The 14,886-nt window shown below is 52.4% G+C and carries 11 protein-coding genes; 6 read left to right on the forward strand and 5 right to left on the reverse strand.

What is annotated here, in order from left to right:
- Positions 1-124: 124 nt before the first annotated feature.
- Entirely contained in the window at positions 125-643 is a 519-nt protein-coding gene (locus KOR42_RS24330; protein ID WP_146512434.1) for a hypothetical protein, read from the reverse strand.
- A 246-nt stretch (positions 644-889) separates the two neighbouring features.
- Between KOR42_RS24330 and KOR42_RS24335 the strand changes: the two genes are divergently transcribed.
- On the forward strand, positions 890-3,751 hold the full coding sequence (locus tag KOR42_RS24335) for a serine/threonine protein kinase (protein ID WP_146512435.1): 2,862 nt from the start codon (positions 890-892) through the stop codon (positions 3,749-3,751).
- Positions 3,752-4,001: 250 nt separating this feature from the next.
- Positions 4,002-4,514, forward strand: a complete 513-nt coding sequence (locus KOR42_RS24340; protein WP_146512436.1) for a transposase — start codon at positions 4,002-4,004, stop codon at positions 4,512-4,514.
- 309 nt (positions 4,515-4,823) lie between these two features.
- Here KOR42_RS24340 and sigJ read toward each other — a convergent pair whose 3' ends face one another.
- Positions 4,824-5,705 (reverse strand): RNA polymerase sigma factor SigJ, encoded by an 882-nt coding sequence (gene sigJ / locus KOR42_RS24345; protein WP_146512437.1) that lies wholly within the window; start codon positions 5,703-5,705, stop codon positions 4,824-4,826.
- Between the two features lie 46 nt (positions 5,706-5,751).
- Complete coding sequence (locus KOR42_RS24350) at positions 5,752-6,252, reverse strand: cupin domain-containing protein (RefSeq protein ID WP_231741113.1); 501 nt, start codon at positions 6,250-6,252, stop codon at positions 5,752-5,754.
- Positions 6,253-6,430: 178 nt separating this feature from the next.
- Between KOR42_RS24350 and KOR42_RS24355 the strand changes: the two genes are divergently transcribed.
- The 4 genes from KOR42_RS24355 (at position 6,431) to KOR42_RS24370 (ending at position 9,746) form a co-directional block, all read left to right on the forward strand.
- Positions 6,431-6,877, forward strand: a complete 447-nt coding sequence (locus KOR42_RS24355; protein WP_146512439.1) for a carboxymuconolactone decarboxylase family protein — start codon at positions 6,431-6,433, stop codon at positions 6,875-6,877.
- Between the two features lie 67 nt (positions 6,878-6,944).
- Positions 6,945-7,694, forward strand: a complete 750-nt coding sequence (locus tag KOR42_RS24360) for an SDR family oxidoreductase (protein ID WP_146512440.1) — start codon at positions 6,945-6,947, stop codon at positions 7,692-7,694.
- Positions 7,695-7,924: 230 nt separating this feature from the next.
- Positions 7,925-8,842 (forward strand): MBL fold metallo-hydrolase, encoded by a 918-nt coding sequence (locus KOR42_RS24365; protein WP_146512443.1) that lies wholly within the window; start codon positions 7,925-7,927, stop codon positions 8,840-8,842.
- A gap of 145 nt (positions 8,843-8,987) precedes the next feature.
- Entirely contained in the window at positions 8,988-9,746 is a 759-nt protein-coding gene (locus KOR42_RS24370) for an SDR family NAD(P)-dependent oxidoreductase (protein ID WP_197441545.1), read from the forward strand.
- A gap of 403 nt (positions 9,747-10,149) precedes the next feature.
- Here KOR42_RS24370 and KOR42_RS24375 read toward each other — a convergent pair whose 3' ends face one another.
- Entirely contained in the window at positions 10,150-11,580 is a 1,431-nt protein-coding gene (locus KOR42_RS24375; protein ID WP_146512441.1) for a DUF1501 domain-containing protein, read from the reverse strand.
- A gap of 45 nt (positions 11,581-11,625) precedes the next feature.
- Complete coding sequence (locus tag KOR42_RS24380) at positions 11,626-14,613, reverse strand: PSD1 and planctomycete cytochrome C domain-containing protein (RefSeq protein WP_146512442.1); 2,988 nt, start codon at positions 14,611-14,613, stop codon at positions 11,626-11,628.
- Positions 14,614-14,886 lie beyond the last annotated feature (273 nt).

Consider the following 14,886-nt stretch of genomic DNA (forward strand, 5'->3'; position numbering starts at 1 on the left):
TTCAAAGTCTCTCCCGAGCCATCGAAAGCAACTTCCGGCACTTCAAAACAAGCACGACCTCACTCAATGGCAACCAACCAAAACTCAGACTGCTACTCAGAAGTCCGCAATGTTCAACGGGCTGCTAGGTTACGGGACTGATCACACCAATTTTGTTCCAATTGGCAGAGTGCCATGTGCCCTCGCTCACGTGGGCATGCTGAGAATGTTCCGTCGCGGGTGGCCCAAAATCCTTTCTGGGCGGCGAAGCTGTTTTGTGCTGCTGTCCAACATTGAACACGTCGAACACCGTTTGAACCTGACAGCAGGGAGATTGTGAAGACGAACAACTCACGCGGACTGCTCGATACGATCGAAGAAGAGATGACGACGCAGTTGCCGCGGACGTATCATGACTCCAGGCAACCTCACCACCGACGAATCCGGCAGGATACTGACTTGGGACGCTGACGGGTTCCTGAGTGCTGTCGATGTCGATTGGCTCGACACTTCCTTCGACAGCAACAACCACCGAGTCCTCAGCAGCCAACAAAACAATCTTTGCTTGCAGACCGAATCGCGCCGGAGTTGAACGAACACGAGACCACTTCGTCGAGGACACTCGTTCTGCCTCAGTCAATTCAATCCGCAGTGCAACTCTCATCTGATCAACCTCCTCGTAAGACGAATCAGATTGAAACACCGAAAGACTTCAAAAGTAGCGACAACTTCGTGACGCTACACTGACGACTCACCCATCTTATCCACTTTTGATGTCGGAACGGCCCTGCCGAGAATTCAGGCAGATCTAGAATCGCTTCTACTCGATTGTTACGATCGTGTCATACATTGATGCCACTTTTCCAGATCCCCTCCCAGACTCAACGTCTTTTCAGAATGCGGATTCGAAATGAGCGATCATCCAGGCACGCAAAATGCCCCTTTCGGATCTGTGAACACCAATCCCGAACAAGATGGGGCAGTCGTCCGCAATGGACTTCAGTCGATCGGTCCCTATCAGTTGATCCGCGAACTGGGTCGTGGGGCGATGGGCGTGGTCTTCGAAGCCGAGCACAATCGCCTGAAGAGACGAGTCGCCGTCAAGATTCTCCCTAAAGAGCTTGCCACTTCGGCAGACGCATACGCCCGCTTTCATCGCGAAATGGAAGCGATTGGACAGCTTGAGCATCCCAACATTGTTCTTGCGACCGATGCCGGGCAAGTCGACGGCATCTGCTACATCGCAATGCAACTTGTTAGTGGCGTGGACCTTGACAAGGTTCTCTCTCGCAAGGGACGTCTACCAGTCGGTGTCGCTTGCGAAGTCATTCGTCAGGTTGCTTTGGGCTTACAGGAAATTTCCAAACACAACATCGTCCACCGTGACATCAAGCCATCGAACCTGTTTCTGACGGAGAACGGAACGGTCAAAATCCTTGATCTGGGTATTGCTTCTCTTCGAAAAGATCCAGCGAGCGCAGAGGGTGACTCCAGCAAACTGACAATGACCGATTCGTTCGTTGGCACGCCAGATTACGTAGCTCCAGAACAGATCGTCAGTCAAGGACCGATCGACTCTCGGGCAGACATCTATAGCCTAGGTTGTACGCTGTATCACCTGCTGGGCGGGAAGGCTCCATTTTCGGGCGAGAGCTATATGTCGTTCCCAGCCAAGTTGATAGGGCACATGGAGCATGCTCCCGAGCCGATGCGATTGGAATCGGATCTTCCTAAGGAAATCAGTGCGGTCATCGAAAAGATGATGGCAAAGAACCGGGAAGATCGCTTTCGCCACGCCAAGCAGGTCGCGGAAGCTTTAGAGCCGTTTTGCGATCCCGAGGCTCTTCACAATCTGGCAGGTGCTACTGAGTCCACGCCCAAGCGAAGAATACCGACGCCAATTAAATCACGATCGAATTCTCGACCGATTGTCATTTCGATCGCTGTCACTACAGTCTCGCTGATAGGTCTGTTCCTGCTCGCGCCTCTAATCAACCCACCTGATCAACAGGCAGATTCGGACAGCGAACAGGAGTCACAATCGATTGTCGAAAATCCGAATACTCCAGAGCCATCTCAGAAACAGTTTCCGCAGCCGTCACCATCAACGACATCAGTCGATGAAGTGCTACCAGAAGAGGAACAGGCTGATCTTCGAACCACCGAGACAACTCCGCGTGAAGAAGATACGACGACGAATAAACAAGACGTCCGAACCGAACCACTCATCGCCGACGATGGCGATCGCCAGTCCGTCACAAATTCGCCATCAGACAGTCAAAATGCCGTCGCAGCAGAGACGGCCTCTGAAGACGCAGAGCCGATCACTCCGGAACTGGTCCGTAACGGAGCGAACACGAACATTGCTGACAAGACCGGCGACATGCCGAGCAATGTTACCAAAGAGATGACAACCAACGACGTTGACAAAACCACTCAGGAAAACGTCATCAGACCTGACAAATCTCTTGCAGTCATCGCAGAGTCCAGCAAGTCGGTCGCGGAAAGCACGGAAAAGATCGCTCTGACACTCGATCAGATGCAGAAGCGATTCGGTGATTTCTCCAAGCAGGTCAATGACGATCCGCAATCTCCTGCAGAATGGTACGCGAATGCCATCATTCTCGCGAGAAGCGGAAATCAATTGGAAGCTCGACGGGCTTATCTAAGTTTCTTTGCCTGCAACCTCAACGTAGTTGATCCGTATGCCTCGTTTGCAAGACTTCTTCGTTTGCAGGAAGGAACGGCAGGAGCGCGAGAGACGTTTGGGGAGATTCCGGGTGATCGAACGATTCCAGCCCGGCGACTGGTAGAAATCTCGCTGCAACCGCGTGAATTGCAACGTGACCTGTTGGAAAAGCTTGTCGAAGAAGTACCTGATTTTGGTCCTGCATACCTCCCTCTAGGCAATTCGAGAGTTGGCACACACTTTGGATCGTTGAGTTTGCTCGATCAACTGACTGCCAAAACGACGTTCGAAAACTACCTCGAAGCACACAAGCAAGGGAAGGTTCTCAAATACTATCTTGATCAGTCGTTGGTTGCAGAAACGTTGCAGGATGCTCAGTTACAGCTCAACGGGATGACGCATATTACCCAGCACGTCGTCAATAACCCTGTCTCAATTCTGAGCAAATCGAGCTATGCAGAGGAACGATGGGAACTCTATCTCCAGTTCGCAGAAGGTGTCCTTGAGCCAGAATTTCGCATTCACTCAGATGACGATTTCACAGCGATCAAGATCCCTGATCGTCCAAATCCTGCACAGATTCGTGCTCGCGCTCAGGGTCTCAATGACCAGTTTCCCTCTTTCGCCGATTTGAATTTGGTTCGAGCCGTGGAGATTGAATTTGTCGCAGACAAAGAGGACTTCGCACTCGAAGTAAAGTATCTGGACCGAAATCAAATTCCCCGCGGTCCATTCACAGTCGACTTTGATCCAAAAACGGCGGCGATCGAACTGGCCTATTTTTTCCTGGAGATGGGCGATCCCGAAGAGGATTGGGTAAGCATCAGAAATTGGTATGATGATTACGAAATATGGTTCACTGGATTGTTGCAACACAGCTACAAAGCGGTCAAAGAAGTTCGCTATGGGATCAACGTTGAAAAACCGAATCAGACGCTGCCCATTCCGACGGATCACTATGGTAAAGCAACAAAGAATCAATATTTCATAGAAGTCAAGATTCCAGTCCGTTTCGTCACTCTGCAAGTCACGACGATCGACGGCAAGAAATCGCCCGTTTATCGCTACGTCAAAGAAGAGTAGGACGCCTCTTTCTGAGATTGTCACCGCCCGAAATGTGCTTGCGCACATTCGCTTGGGGTCGGGCTCTGTAATTTCCTACGGGCAGTTTCGAAACGTGAATTTAGTGTCTGATTGGCGAGGTAGCTGCTGATCTCTCCGTCCGAAAGGAGACATCAGTAATGGTCATTACCCTGTTTGGTTGGCCGACAAAATGTCAGTCCAATAAAACAGGATCCAGGACGGCCCCGCCACCATTCATTTCTGACTCAAAATGGGAACTGATCAAGAATCTGTTCCCGATCCGCCGCGCTCGCCCAAAGGTAGGCGTCCGCCTGTGACAGCTCGGGCATGCCTGGAGGGCGTCATCTTTGTGTTGACAAATGGATGTCGTTGGAAAGCCCTGTCTCTTTGGACGGGGCCAGAGCAGTATCCCAGTCCTGCAACACGCTGGCGTCGGCATCGTGACTGGACGGAGTCCGGAGTCTGGAAAATTGCCTGGCAACGGCTGCTCAACCACTTGGACAAGAGAGGTCGAATCAACTGGTCTGAAGCGATGGGGGAAGGCACGTTTTCGCCAGCAAAAAGCAGGGACTCGACGTTGGCAAGACCAAACGAGCCAAAGGGACCAAGCTGCTGTTGCTGGTGGACGGACATGGACTTCCGTTGTCCGCATTCACCACACCAGCCAATCAATCTGGCGAATCAGTTCGTTGTGGGTGCAGCGTGCGAGCAGAAAGAGCAGCGGTTGGACGAGTCGTCTCATCGTGATAAGCTCCACGCGTAGCGGTCGTATTGGGCAGTTGTTTCAAATTATTGATACACCGCTGGGATGCTTAATGGTTGCCACAACAGTGCATTACTTGAGTCGTTCCTTCCTTCTTTTCACTCTTGGCTGCAGAGTTTGCGCAGCTTCTCATCGGAGTGAATGTCGCGTCTGTTGTTAAACCATCGGGAAAGTGTTCGAAGTGGCCGACTCGTTCTGAAGGGGAGCAGGCATCCGCGGTCTGTCGTAAGTCATTGAAAGAACAACGCTTCTGCCATTCCTTCGAACGCGAGTCGTTACGAACTCGGGATGGCACGGAGAGGGAGATCGCTAATCACACCTCGCATTCGACCACTGGGTAAGCTTCTCTGGGTTCAAGCACATGTAAACGCCCCTCACACCATCATCGACTCGCACCGACGCAACGTGCACAACTTTGTCTTCCAATGTAAAGATCACACCGGGATCTCCGTTGACGACCGCGGGGTGCATATCATAGTCGCGTCGTTTGGTGTGGAAGACCTTGGCCAGGAAACGAGCAATTCGGTTGCGTCCGCGAATTACAACACGCGCCGCCGTCACCTTGCCGCCGCCATCAGAATACACTTCCACATCTTCCGTCAACAATTGTTCGAAGAGCTTAGCATCGCCGAGCCGACAGGCAGCAACGAATCTTTCAGCCAACTCGGTAGCTTGCTCTCGCGGAGGTCGAAACCGTGGCGCACCTTCAGTCAAATGTTCTTTCGCGCGGCTGACGATCTTCCGGACGTAAGTTTCCGATTTCTCAAGAATCTCTCCAATCTCGTTGTACTTATAATCGAAGATTGTCCTCAGCACGAAAGCCGCCCGCTCCATTGGTGATAGCCTTTCGAGCATGATGAGAAATCCCAAGCTTAGAGACTCTTGCAAGTTTTCGTCGTGTACACAAGCAGAGGTATCAATAGGCTCGGGAACCCATGGTCCGATGTACGACTCACGAAGGCGGTTGGCACGCAACTTGTCGATACATCGTCTCGTAGTCGTTCGGATTAAGAAACCTTCTGGAGAGCTGACGTCGTGGGCGGTGTGCAACCGCAGAAACGCATCTTGGACCGCGTCCTCGGCGTCGACGATGCTACCCAGCATACGATAGGCGACGGACATCATTCGCGGACGAAACTCTCGGGCGAAATCAAGCGTGCCACCTGCTTCACTTACGAGCGATATAGCCATCGATATCTCCCTAACCGCTTCACTGTTTCGAAATTACCTGACGTACCTACTCATGCTTTTCTACCGGGGTCACGATCTCATCAATGTTGTGTGGATGCAGCACCAAAGCTATCAAACGCGTCGGTTCCGTTGCTGACGGATTTTTCGATACACGGTGTAAACATCCGGTTGGTTCATAAAACGTCTCGCCCGCTTGGAACAGCTTGGGTGGCTCATCATCGATCCCCAGTTCGTATTCGCCTTCAAGTACATAGACGAATCCCGGACCCGGGTGACGGTGAGCCAGACCGTTCTCGCCGGGCCCAATGGTCACTTCCACCATTGTCGCCTTTGCCTGATTGCCGTCAAGCTTCTCTTGGATGTCCTGCACTGAAAGGACACGTACCCTCTCACCATCTTCGTGCGGATGCCCGGCAATCGCAAAGCTGATTCCCACCGCAAATGCGACTGAGACAATTACTGGTAAACGGTTCATTGTTTTCTCTCTTGCGGTCTCGAAAGCGATGAGCGGCGGAGTGCCGAACGTCACGTGAACAAGGACGTTCACGGCGGTGAGTTTGTGACAGCAGAGGCAGAATTTTTTGTTGAGCCTCGAAATCAGAAAGAATTTCCGGCCATTGTCACAAATGGGATCGCTCCCACGTCCTTGGTGTAGAAGACTGCGAGCTGTTTTGGTTCAGTTCGCCGCACCAAGCTACCTCAATCCTAACGATTGGAGACCCAAAATGGTTACGACCACAGACAAAGCCTATCGCGCGATGCTTGGCTTGGAAAAGTATCTCACACAATGCAGCATTGAAAAGCCATTACGCGAGCTGATTAAACTTCGCGTATCGCAAATCAATGGCTGTGCTTACTGTATCGACATGCACTGGAAAGATGCGCGATCGGATGGCGAAACGGAACACCGACTCTACAGCTTACCGGCCTGGCGAGAGAGTCCGTACTACAGCGAGCGTGAACAAGTCGGTCTTCGGCTGGCGGAAGAACTGACACGGGTCACTGACCGATGTGCCTTTGAAGACCTCCATGCACGGGGTCGCGAACAGTTCAGCCCACAAGAACTTTCCGACCTTGCTTGGATCGTCGCCGCGATCAATGCCTGGAATCGCGTCAACATCGCCTTGAGGACGGTCCCAGGTGACTATCAGCCGCCTCGCGCTGCTCACTGAACGTCCCACTATTCACTCTGAACTTTCAACACGCCGAAGTACTGGCAACAAACAAGAAGGCAAAGCAATGAAGATTCTCATTATCGGTGGAAGTGGTTTGATCGGCTCGAAACTCGTCGCCATCCTTCGCGATCGCGGCCATGTTGTCATCGCAGCTTCACCCTCGTCGGGTGTGAACACACTGACCGGCGAAGGACTCAGTGAAGCGATGCAAGGCGTCCAAGTTGTCGTTGACGTGGCAAACTCGCCATCGTTTGAAGACAACGCCGTCATGCACTTCTTTGAAACGTCAGGACGGAACTTGCTTGCCGCTGAAACTTCCGCCGGAGTGCTTCATCACGTTGCACTATCGGTTGTTGGTACTGAGCGATTGCAGTCGAGCGGCTACTTCCGCGCGAAGTTAGTGCAGGAGAAATTGATTATGGCATCGCAGATTCCCTACACGATCGTTCGCGCCACTCAGTTCTTCGAGTTCGTCGGTGCGATCGCGGACTCGGGCACTGAAGGCAATTCGGTCCGTCTACCGCCCGCCATGATGCAGCCCATTGTTTCCGATGACGTCGCCGCGGCACTTGCCGATGTCGCCATCGAAGAACCGCTCATGGGAACCATCGATCTCGCGGGCCCTGAACCGATTCGTATGGATGATCTCGTACGCAGCTATTTGCTTGCCTACCAGGACGGCCGCCAAGTCATGACCGACTCGCAGGCCAGCTACTTCGGAACCGAAGTGAACGATCAAAGTCTCACCCCCGGCAAGTCACCGCGTCTCGGCTCAACCCGTTTCAAAGACTGGCTCAACCGCGCAATAGTTTAACAGGGGCAACCACAAATTTTGGCGCTCGCAAGGACTTAACTTCGCGAGTCCCCGGTACTCCGAGTTGAGAACTATCGCGACCACGCAGTGGTCGTCTTGGCTTGGATCTTGATTACGAAAATGTGAATAGTTCGACGGCGCGCGCCAGCTTGAGTTTCTCGCTGAATGAAGTCTCGGCCAGGCTGGTGAGTTTGACCGTGGATGGTTTGTTTGAAAAGTGGAGAGCAAAAGTGAGTTTATTTGATATTTTTGACACAGGCACAGCGGCGACCGGCGAGTTGGTTCCGTCGCGTTACGCGCTTCGGATAGGCGAGATTGAAGTGTTGGTGGTCAGCGATGGAGTGCTGCCACTACCAACTGCAATGTTGGCACACAATGCCGACCCAGCGACCCGAGCAGCATGGTTCGACGAAATGTTTCTACCGCCTGAGGCATTCGATTGGCCGTTGAACGTGGTCGTGGTGCGGAGCGATGGAAAGACGATACTCATCGACGCGGGGCTGGGATTGGATCCCGATTTGCATTTGCCCCGTGCAGGGCAGCTAATCATGCGACTGAAGTCCGCCGGAATCGACTTGGCATCTATCGCCGACGTGGTACTTACCCACATGCACATGGACCATATTGGCGGCTTGCTGGTCGACGGAGTGAAGGAACGTCTGCCGCCAGACCTGCGGATCCATGTGGCGGCCGCCGAGGTCAATTTCTGGGAGTCGCCCGATTTCTCCCGCGCCAACATGCCGCCAGGGTTCCCTGACGCGCTAAGGTCAGCGGCCAAGCGATTCCAAAATGAATACGAGAGCCACTTTCAACAATTTGATGACAAACAAGAAGTGGCGCCGGGCGTGATCGTGTCTCGCACCGGCGGCCACACACCGGGACACAGCGTGGTACGCATTGCATCCGGCAACGACCGACTCATGTTTGCCGGCGACGCTGTGTTTCCGGTCGGATTCGAACATCCAGACTGGCAAAACGGATTTGAGCATGACCCAGAGGAGGCGGCCCGTGTTCGTATCCAGCTTATGCAGGAGCTTGCGGCCAACGGCGAACTACTGGTGGCCACACATCTACCGTTCCCATCGATTGGGCGCGTAGCTGTTGATGGCGACGTCTTTCGGTGGGTACCCGTGTTTTGGCACTACTGATCGCTGGTTCGATTAGCGACGACCACGAACTTGCAAGCGCCGGTGCTGCAAAGCTGCCACCGATTCAAGCGCTGTTTCAGATGTGAACGACACATGTCCAATTTGAGATCAGACGCGAAACGATGTGACTTCTGGGAGTGAGCAGATGGTGCAAGACCAGGAAATGCGAGATCGAGTTGTGGTTGTTTCCGGAGGAGGGACAGGTATCGGTCGAGCCACAGCAGAACTATTCGCGCAAGCAGGAGCCTGGGTAGTTGTTGTGGGGCGTCGGTCCGCTCCACTGGAAGTCACCGCGCAATCATCCGAAAGAATCGTGCCCGTTCCAGTCGACATTCTCTGTGAAGCTGACCTTGACCGATTGATTCAAACCATCGAAAGACGTTGGGCTTGCATCGACGTCTTGGTTAACAATGCAGCAATTTTTATTCAATGTCAGCTAGATCACATCGATTTCCAAACGACAACCTCGATCTTCGCCACGAACGTTATCGGGCCTAGCTTACTGTGCAAGGCAGCATTACCGCTTCTCAAAGCGACTCGAGGTTCCATTGTCAATGTATCCAGCACGTTCGGACACAAAGCAGCCCCGATGATTGCACACTATGCTGCATCGAAAGCAGCGATCGAACATCTGACGCGTTGCTGGGCACTGGAACTGGCACCGAGTGGCGTCCGAGTCAATGCAATAGCGCCAGGCCCCACGGAGACAGATGTTTTGGCACAATCTGGGCTATCTCTTTCCAAGATTATGCTGATTAAGAATGATGAAGAGAAGCAAATTCCATTAGGTAGACGCGGAACTCCGAATGAAGTCGCGAATTGGATTGTGAAGCTGTCAGATCCATCAGCAGCATGGATCTCTGGACAGGTTATCTCTGTCGACGGCGGATTGAGCATCAGTTAGCGATGGCACTTTTTAATCAACACTAACGCAGGAGGGAGTAATCTGCCATTGAATTTTTGGTCCATGCGTTATAACGGTCAACGACCCATGATGGGCCAAAGAGCCCCAGCAGACTTCGCGGCCCGCTGTGCTGCTGGAGTGAGGCCGTTGGATGAACGGACGTAGCACAGCGGAACTTACCCAATCACACCTTTATATGACCTGGTACAAATCTTTCAAGCATCTCAGGTGGAATCGTTCATGAGTGGATTGAAATGAACGACAGGCTCCGCGTCTCTGCCAGAAGCGAGAACGCCATGTTCGTCGAGCCGCCGTCAAAGTCCTCGCCTTCGCCCTAATGCATTTGCTAAAGACCAGCAGCCATTTTTTGTTTTCAACAGAGCATTCGCGCCTCTAAAGAACTTCAGATCAAAATGTCATGAAGAACGTGGGCTTCCTCCACACCTGTGAGGCGAAAGTCGAGACCTTGGAATTTATAAGAAAACCGATCCGCATCAATACCGAGTAAGTGCAACAAGGTCGCGTGGAAGTCTCGAACATGCACTCTGTTCTCGACCGCGTTGTATCCAAAATCGTCAGTCGCACCGTATGATATTCCGGACCGGACACCTCCTCCTGCCATCCACATCGAATACCCTTTGATGTGGTGGTCGCGTCCGGTTCCTTGTGCCATCGGTGTACGACCGAATTCTCCACCCCATACAAGGAGTGTGTCGTCCAAAAGCCCTCGCTGCTGAAGATCACTGAGAAGCGCCGCAGTCCCTTGGTCAACCAGTTTGGCGGTCGTCGCAACGCCGCTCTTCACGCCGCCATGGTGATCCCAGCCACGGTGATAGAGCTGAATGAAACGCACGCCACGTTCTGCCAGACGACGTGCTAAAAGACAATTGCTTGCAAAGCTTCCGTCACCCGGAGTACATCCATACATGTCAATAATGTGTCTTGGTTCGTTTGAGATGTCCGTCAATTCCGGTACCGATGCCTGCATCCGAAATGCCATCTCATACGCTGCAATCTTGGCTGTGATCTCTGGATCAGCGAGTTCACGATTCCGGAGACCATTGATGTCATTGATTGCATTAACGATCTCGGCCTGTTGTTCGCGGCCGATTCCGCCAGGATTCGACACATAATGCACCGGATTTCCGGACGAGTGCATTTGGACACCTTGAAAACGACTTGGAAGAAATCCGGAGTGCCATTGACGCGAACTGATCGGTTGGCTCTGCCCCCCCCCCTCGCTTGTGAGCACAATAAAGCCTGGAAGGTCCTGAGTCTCAGCACCCAACCCATATAAGACCCATGAACCCATTGACGGTCGGCCGCTGATCGCAGTGCCAGTATTAAAAAAAGTATGAGCAGGATCATGGTTGATCTGTTCCGTGTACATCGATTTGATGAGACAGATGTTGTCTGCACACTCGCCGAGATGAGGAAAGACCGATGAAATTTCGAGTCCGCTGTCGCCGCATCGACGAAACGGATGTTGAGGTCCAAGCACTTTGAGCTGTTTTCCTTGCAGTTGTGCAATCGGTTGTCCTTCTGTCAGCAACGAAGGCATCTCTTCACCATCTTGCTTGGCAAGCTCCGGTTTGTAGTCGAAAGTTTCGAGGTGACTTGGACCACCTGCCATGCAAAGATGGATGACTCTTTTGATTCTTGCTGGAAAGTGCGCGGGAATCAGCGTGCCTGATGACGCTGATTCATGCGCTTCATCCGCTAAAATCAGCTGTTGCCGATTCAGCAAAGATGCCAAAGCGATCGACCCCAACCCCGTTCGCTTCAAGAACGTGCGACGAGCGGTCACTTCCGGTTGATCAAAAGTTCCATTCATGATGTGTTTCGTTACTAAACAGTCGTGCTATGAGTCAGTGTCGGCTTAGTATCTTGTAATGGTCTCATTGAGATTAAGGATGACACGGGCAACGCTCGTCCAAGCAGCCAATTTCACTTGATCAAGATCTGCCACATTATTCGCGGCATGAGCCGTCAACAGTTCTCTTACATGATCAGGGTTTCTCTGGAAATACTCGAAGTGCTTCTGGTGGACATCTTGAAGAATCTCGATGATGGATTGTTCCGGCAGCCGGGATGTGACCACACGATACATCCATTCCATCTGATTGTTGGATTCAGGGCCAGCTTCCGTCATTGTGCGAACTGCGAGGGCGCATGCAGCTTCGACGAAAGATGGATCATTGAGTAAGGTCAAGGCTTGAAGTGGCGTATTCGATCTCGCACGTTGGGCGGTACATTCTTCTCGGCTGGGTGCGTCGAATGCTTTCATCATCGGATGAAGAAACGTCCGTTGCCAGTGTGTGTAGACGCCGCGGCGATACTGATTGTCACCGGAATCTGGCTCGTAGATACGACGAGGAAAATTCAGTTGCGCGTAGTAACCTTCGGGTTGATAGGGTTTCACGCTCGGACCCCCGACTTTTTCATTAAGCAAACCGCTGGTCATCAATGCGGTATCGCGGACCATTTCAGCTGGAAGCCTAAAACGGCCCTGCCTGGCAATCAGTTCATTGTTGGGGTCACTTTCAAGGAGCTGCGGCGTTGGCTTTGAAGAACGCTGATAGGCCTGAGTCAGGGCAATCGTTTTCAGGATGTGCTTGATATCCCAACCAGAATCAACGAACTCAACGGCCAGCCAGTCAAGGAGTTCGGGATGCGAAGGAAAGGTGCCTTGTCCGCCAAAGTCATCAACAGACGAAGAGATTCCCCGGCCGAACATGAGATACCACAAACGGTTGACCATCGTTCGAGAAGTCATCGCGTTGTCGGGTTCGCAGAGCCAGTTCGCAAGGTCCAGTCGAGTCGCCCGCCGTCCACCTGTCTGCAGTTGACCCAAAAACTCTGGAATCGCTGGTGAGACAATGTCCCCAGAATCATCCATCCAATTGCCTCTGGGGAGAACACGAACCGTGCGGGGCTCAACAGATTTACTCACGACCGTTGTTGTGCTGGACTCCTCGATTTGGCTTCGCTGATCTTTCGCATCTTGAATCAACTTGCGGAGAGCAACCATTCTTGTTGCATTACCAAGATAATATTCTTCGACTTCGTTCGCCTGATCCTCGGTCCGGTCCACTTGCGGAACCTGCAATGCGCTCGCAATGTGAGTCGGAATGCCTGCATCGGTCATCCAGCCGCTCTTGTCCCAGTAAACAAGTCCACCGAACTGGACAAAAGCCATCCCGTTGACTGTCGTACCTTTTTCGAGCCCAACGTCTCTCGCGGCAATTTCAAGTCGTATCCAATTCCCCGCCTCCGGTAAGGCGCCCTGCCGACGATAGCCATCCCAATCGACTTCCTTGCGTCCGAATCGGATGTCGTCGCTTCCCCAAACCGCTCGATGATCCCAATCTCCGTCGTTCAATTGCACCATCAACGCAGTCGGTGGATTTTCGGAATCGAGGAAGACCCACGCATAAAATTTGGTCGTCGGTTCGATCGTGACAGACTTTTCGGCTTTGCTAAAGTAATGCTGAACCAGACCAGTACGTGATTGCCGGCGCGACGCTTCACCGCTGAATACCGGAGCTTCGTCTGACTCGACAAAGTTCCAGGTTCCGCTGTTTGTTCTGCCGGCCTCCTGCTCATCATCGATCCATACGAATTCGGACTGCTCTTTCTGGTTGAGATTTGAAATCTTTGACAATTCCCAATCATCCTGAACCTCAAGAAGTTCATCCGTCAGTGTTGGAATCTGAGACTGGAACTGCTCAATCTGGCTGGTCAGTTCTTCCATGCGGACTCGTTGCATGGGAGTCGGCAAGTGCAGAACCGGAGGACGGTGTCCTCGTCCTCCATAAACTCCGACCTCGTCCAGATCCGCAAAGAATGCGCCAAACGAATAGAAATCGCGTGCCGTAAAAGGGTCGAACTTGTGGTCGTGGCATTGTGCACACCCCAACGTTGCCGACATGAAGACTTGAGAAACGTTGCGGACGCGATCGGCAAAGTAAATTGCGAGATATTCCTTGCTTTGAGATCCACCCTCTTCGGTCGTCTGATTGAGTCGATTGTAACCGGATGCGATCAACTGATCAGTCGTGGGATTTGGCAAAAGGTCGCCAGCAAGTTGCTCACGAACAAAGCGATCATAGCTCATATTCGAATTGAACGCCTCAATCACATAGTCGCGATAGGGCGATTGAGAAATGTCCTGATCCCCGTGGTATCCAACCGTGTCGGCGTATCGGACGAGGTCCAACCAATAAATTGCCATCCGTTCACCAAAGCGAGGCGATTCCAGCAAGCGGTCGATGAGTTGGGCATAAGCCGTTTCGCTGTGATCATCGAGAAAAGCATCGACTTCGTCGGGAGTCGGCGGCAATCCAGTGAGATCAAATGAAATCCTTCTGAGCAAGGTGATCGGATCAGCCTGGCGTGTCGGTTCGAAGTCTGTCTGGTGAAGTCGCCGATCGATGAAACGATCAATCAGACTCTCCCCAGGTTCGTGACTGTTCTCCGGTCGTCGAAGTCGTGTATACGCCCAATGTGGTTCGTAGATAGCTCCTTCAGTGATCCATTGACGCAGGACTGATCGCTCACGTTCGCTCAGAGGTTTATTTGCCTCGACAGGAGGCATCACTTCCAGCGGTTCGTCAGAAAAAACTCGGTGAATCAACTCACTTTTGGAAGTCTCCCCTGGAGTGATTGCCCCAACATCGATTGCCTGGTCTCTCAAATCCAACCGCAATCCCCCTTGAACCTCCTTTGCGTCCGGACCGTGACAGGCAAAACACTTATCTGTCAAGATCGGACGTACGTCTCTGTTGAAACGAACGTCGTGATCATCAGCGTCTGCGTTCGACGCAATCAGAAAAAGAACTGCGACCGGCAGTGACAGGCTTTTCATGTTGGTCCAATGACTCGGAAATACTCGTGGACGGAGCTCGTGATCAAGGTGCTACTCTATTGTTCCGATCATGAGGACAAGAAGCAAACCCAAGAGTTCTGGCATCTCGCTCATGCTGACTCTCGGGCTGAGGGGTAGTCGTGAACCTGTAGACATCGGTTAGAAAACGTAGCGCTCGACGGGCGAAAAACGGAGCGCTGTTGTTGATAAGGAACCCGGTGGAGGGATGTGAGCGTCTCGGCCGGGAGTGTCGGTACAGGTTATTTCGTCTTT

Source organism: Thalassoglobus neptunius, assembly GCF_007859735.1.
Taxonomy (GTDB): Bacteria; Planctomycetota; Planctomycetia; order Planctomycetales; family Planctomycetaceae; genus Thalassoglobus; species Thalassoglobus neptunius.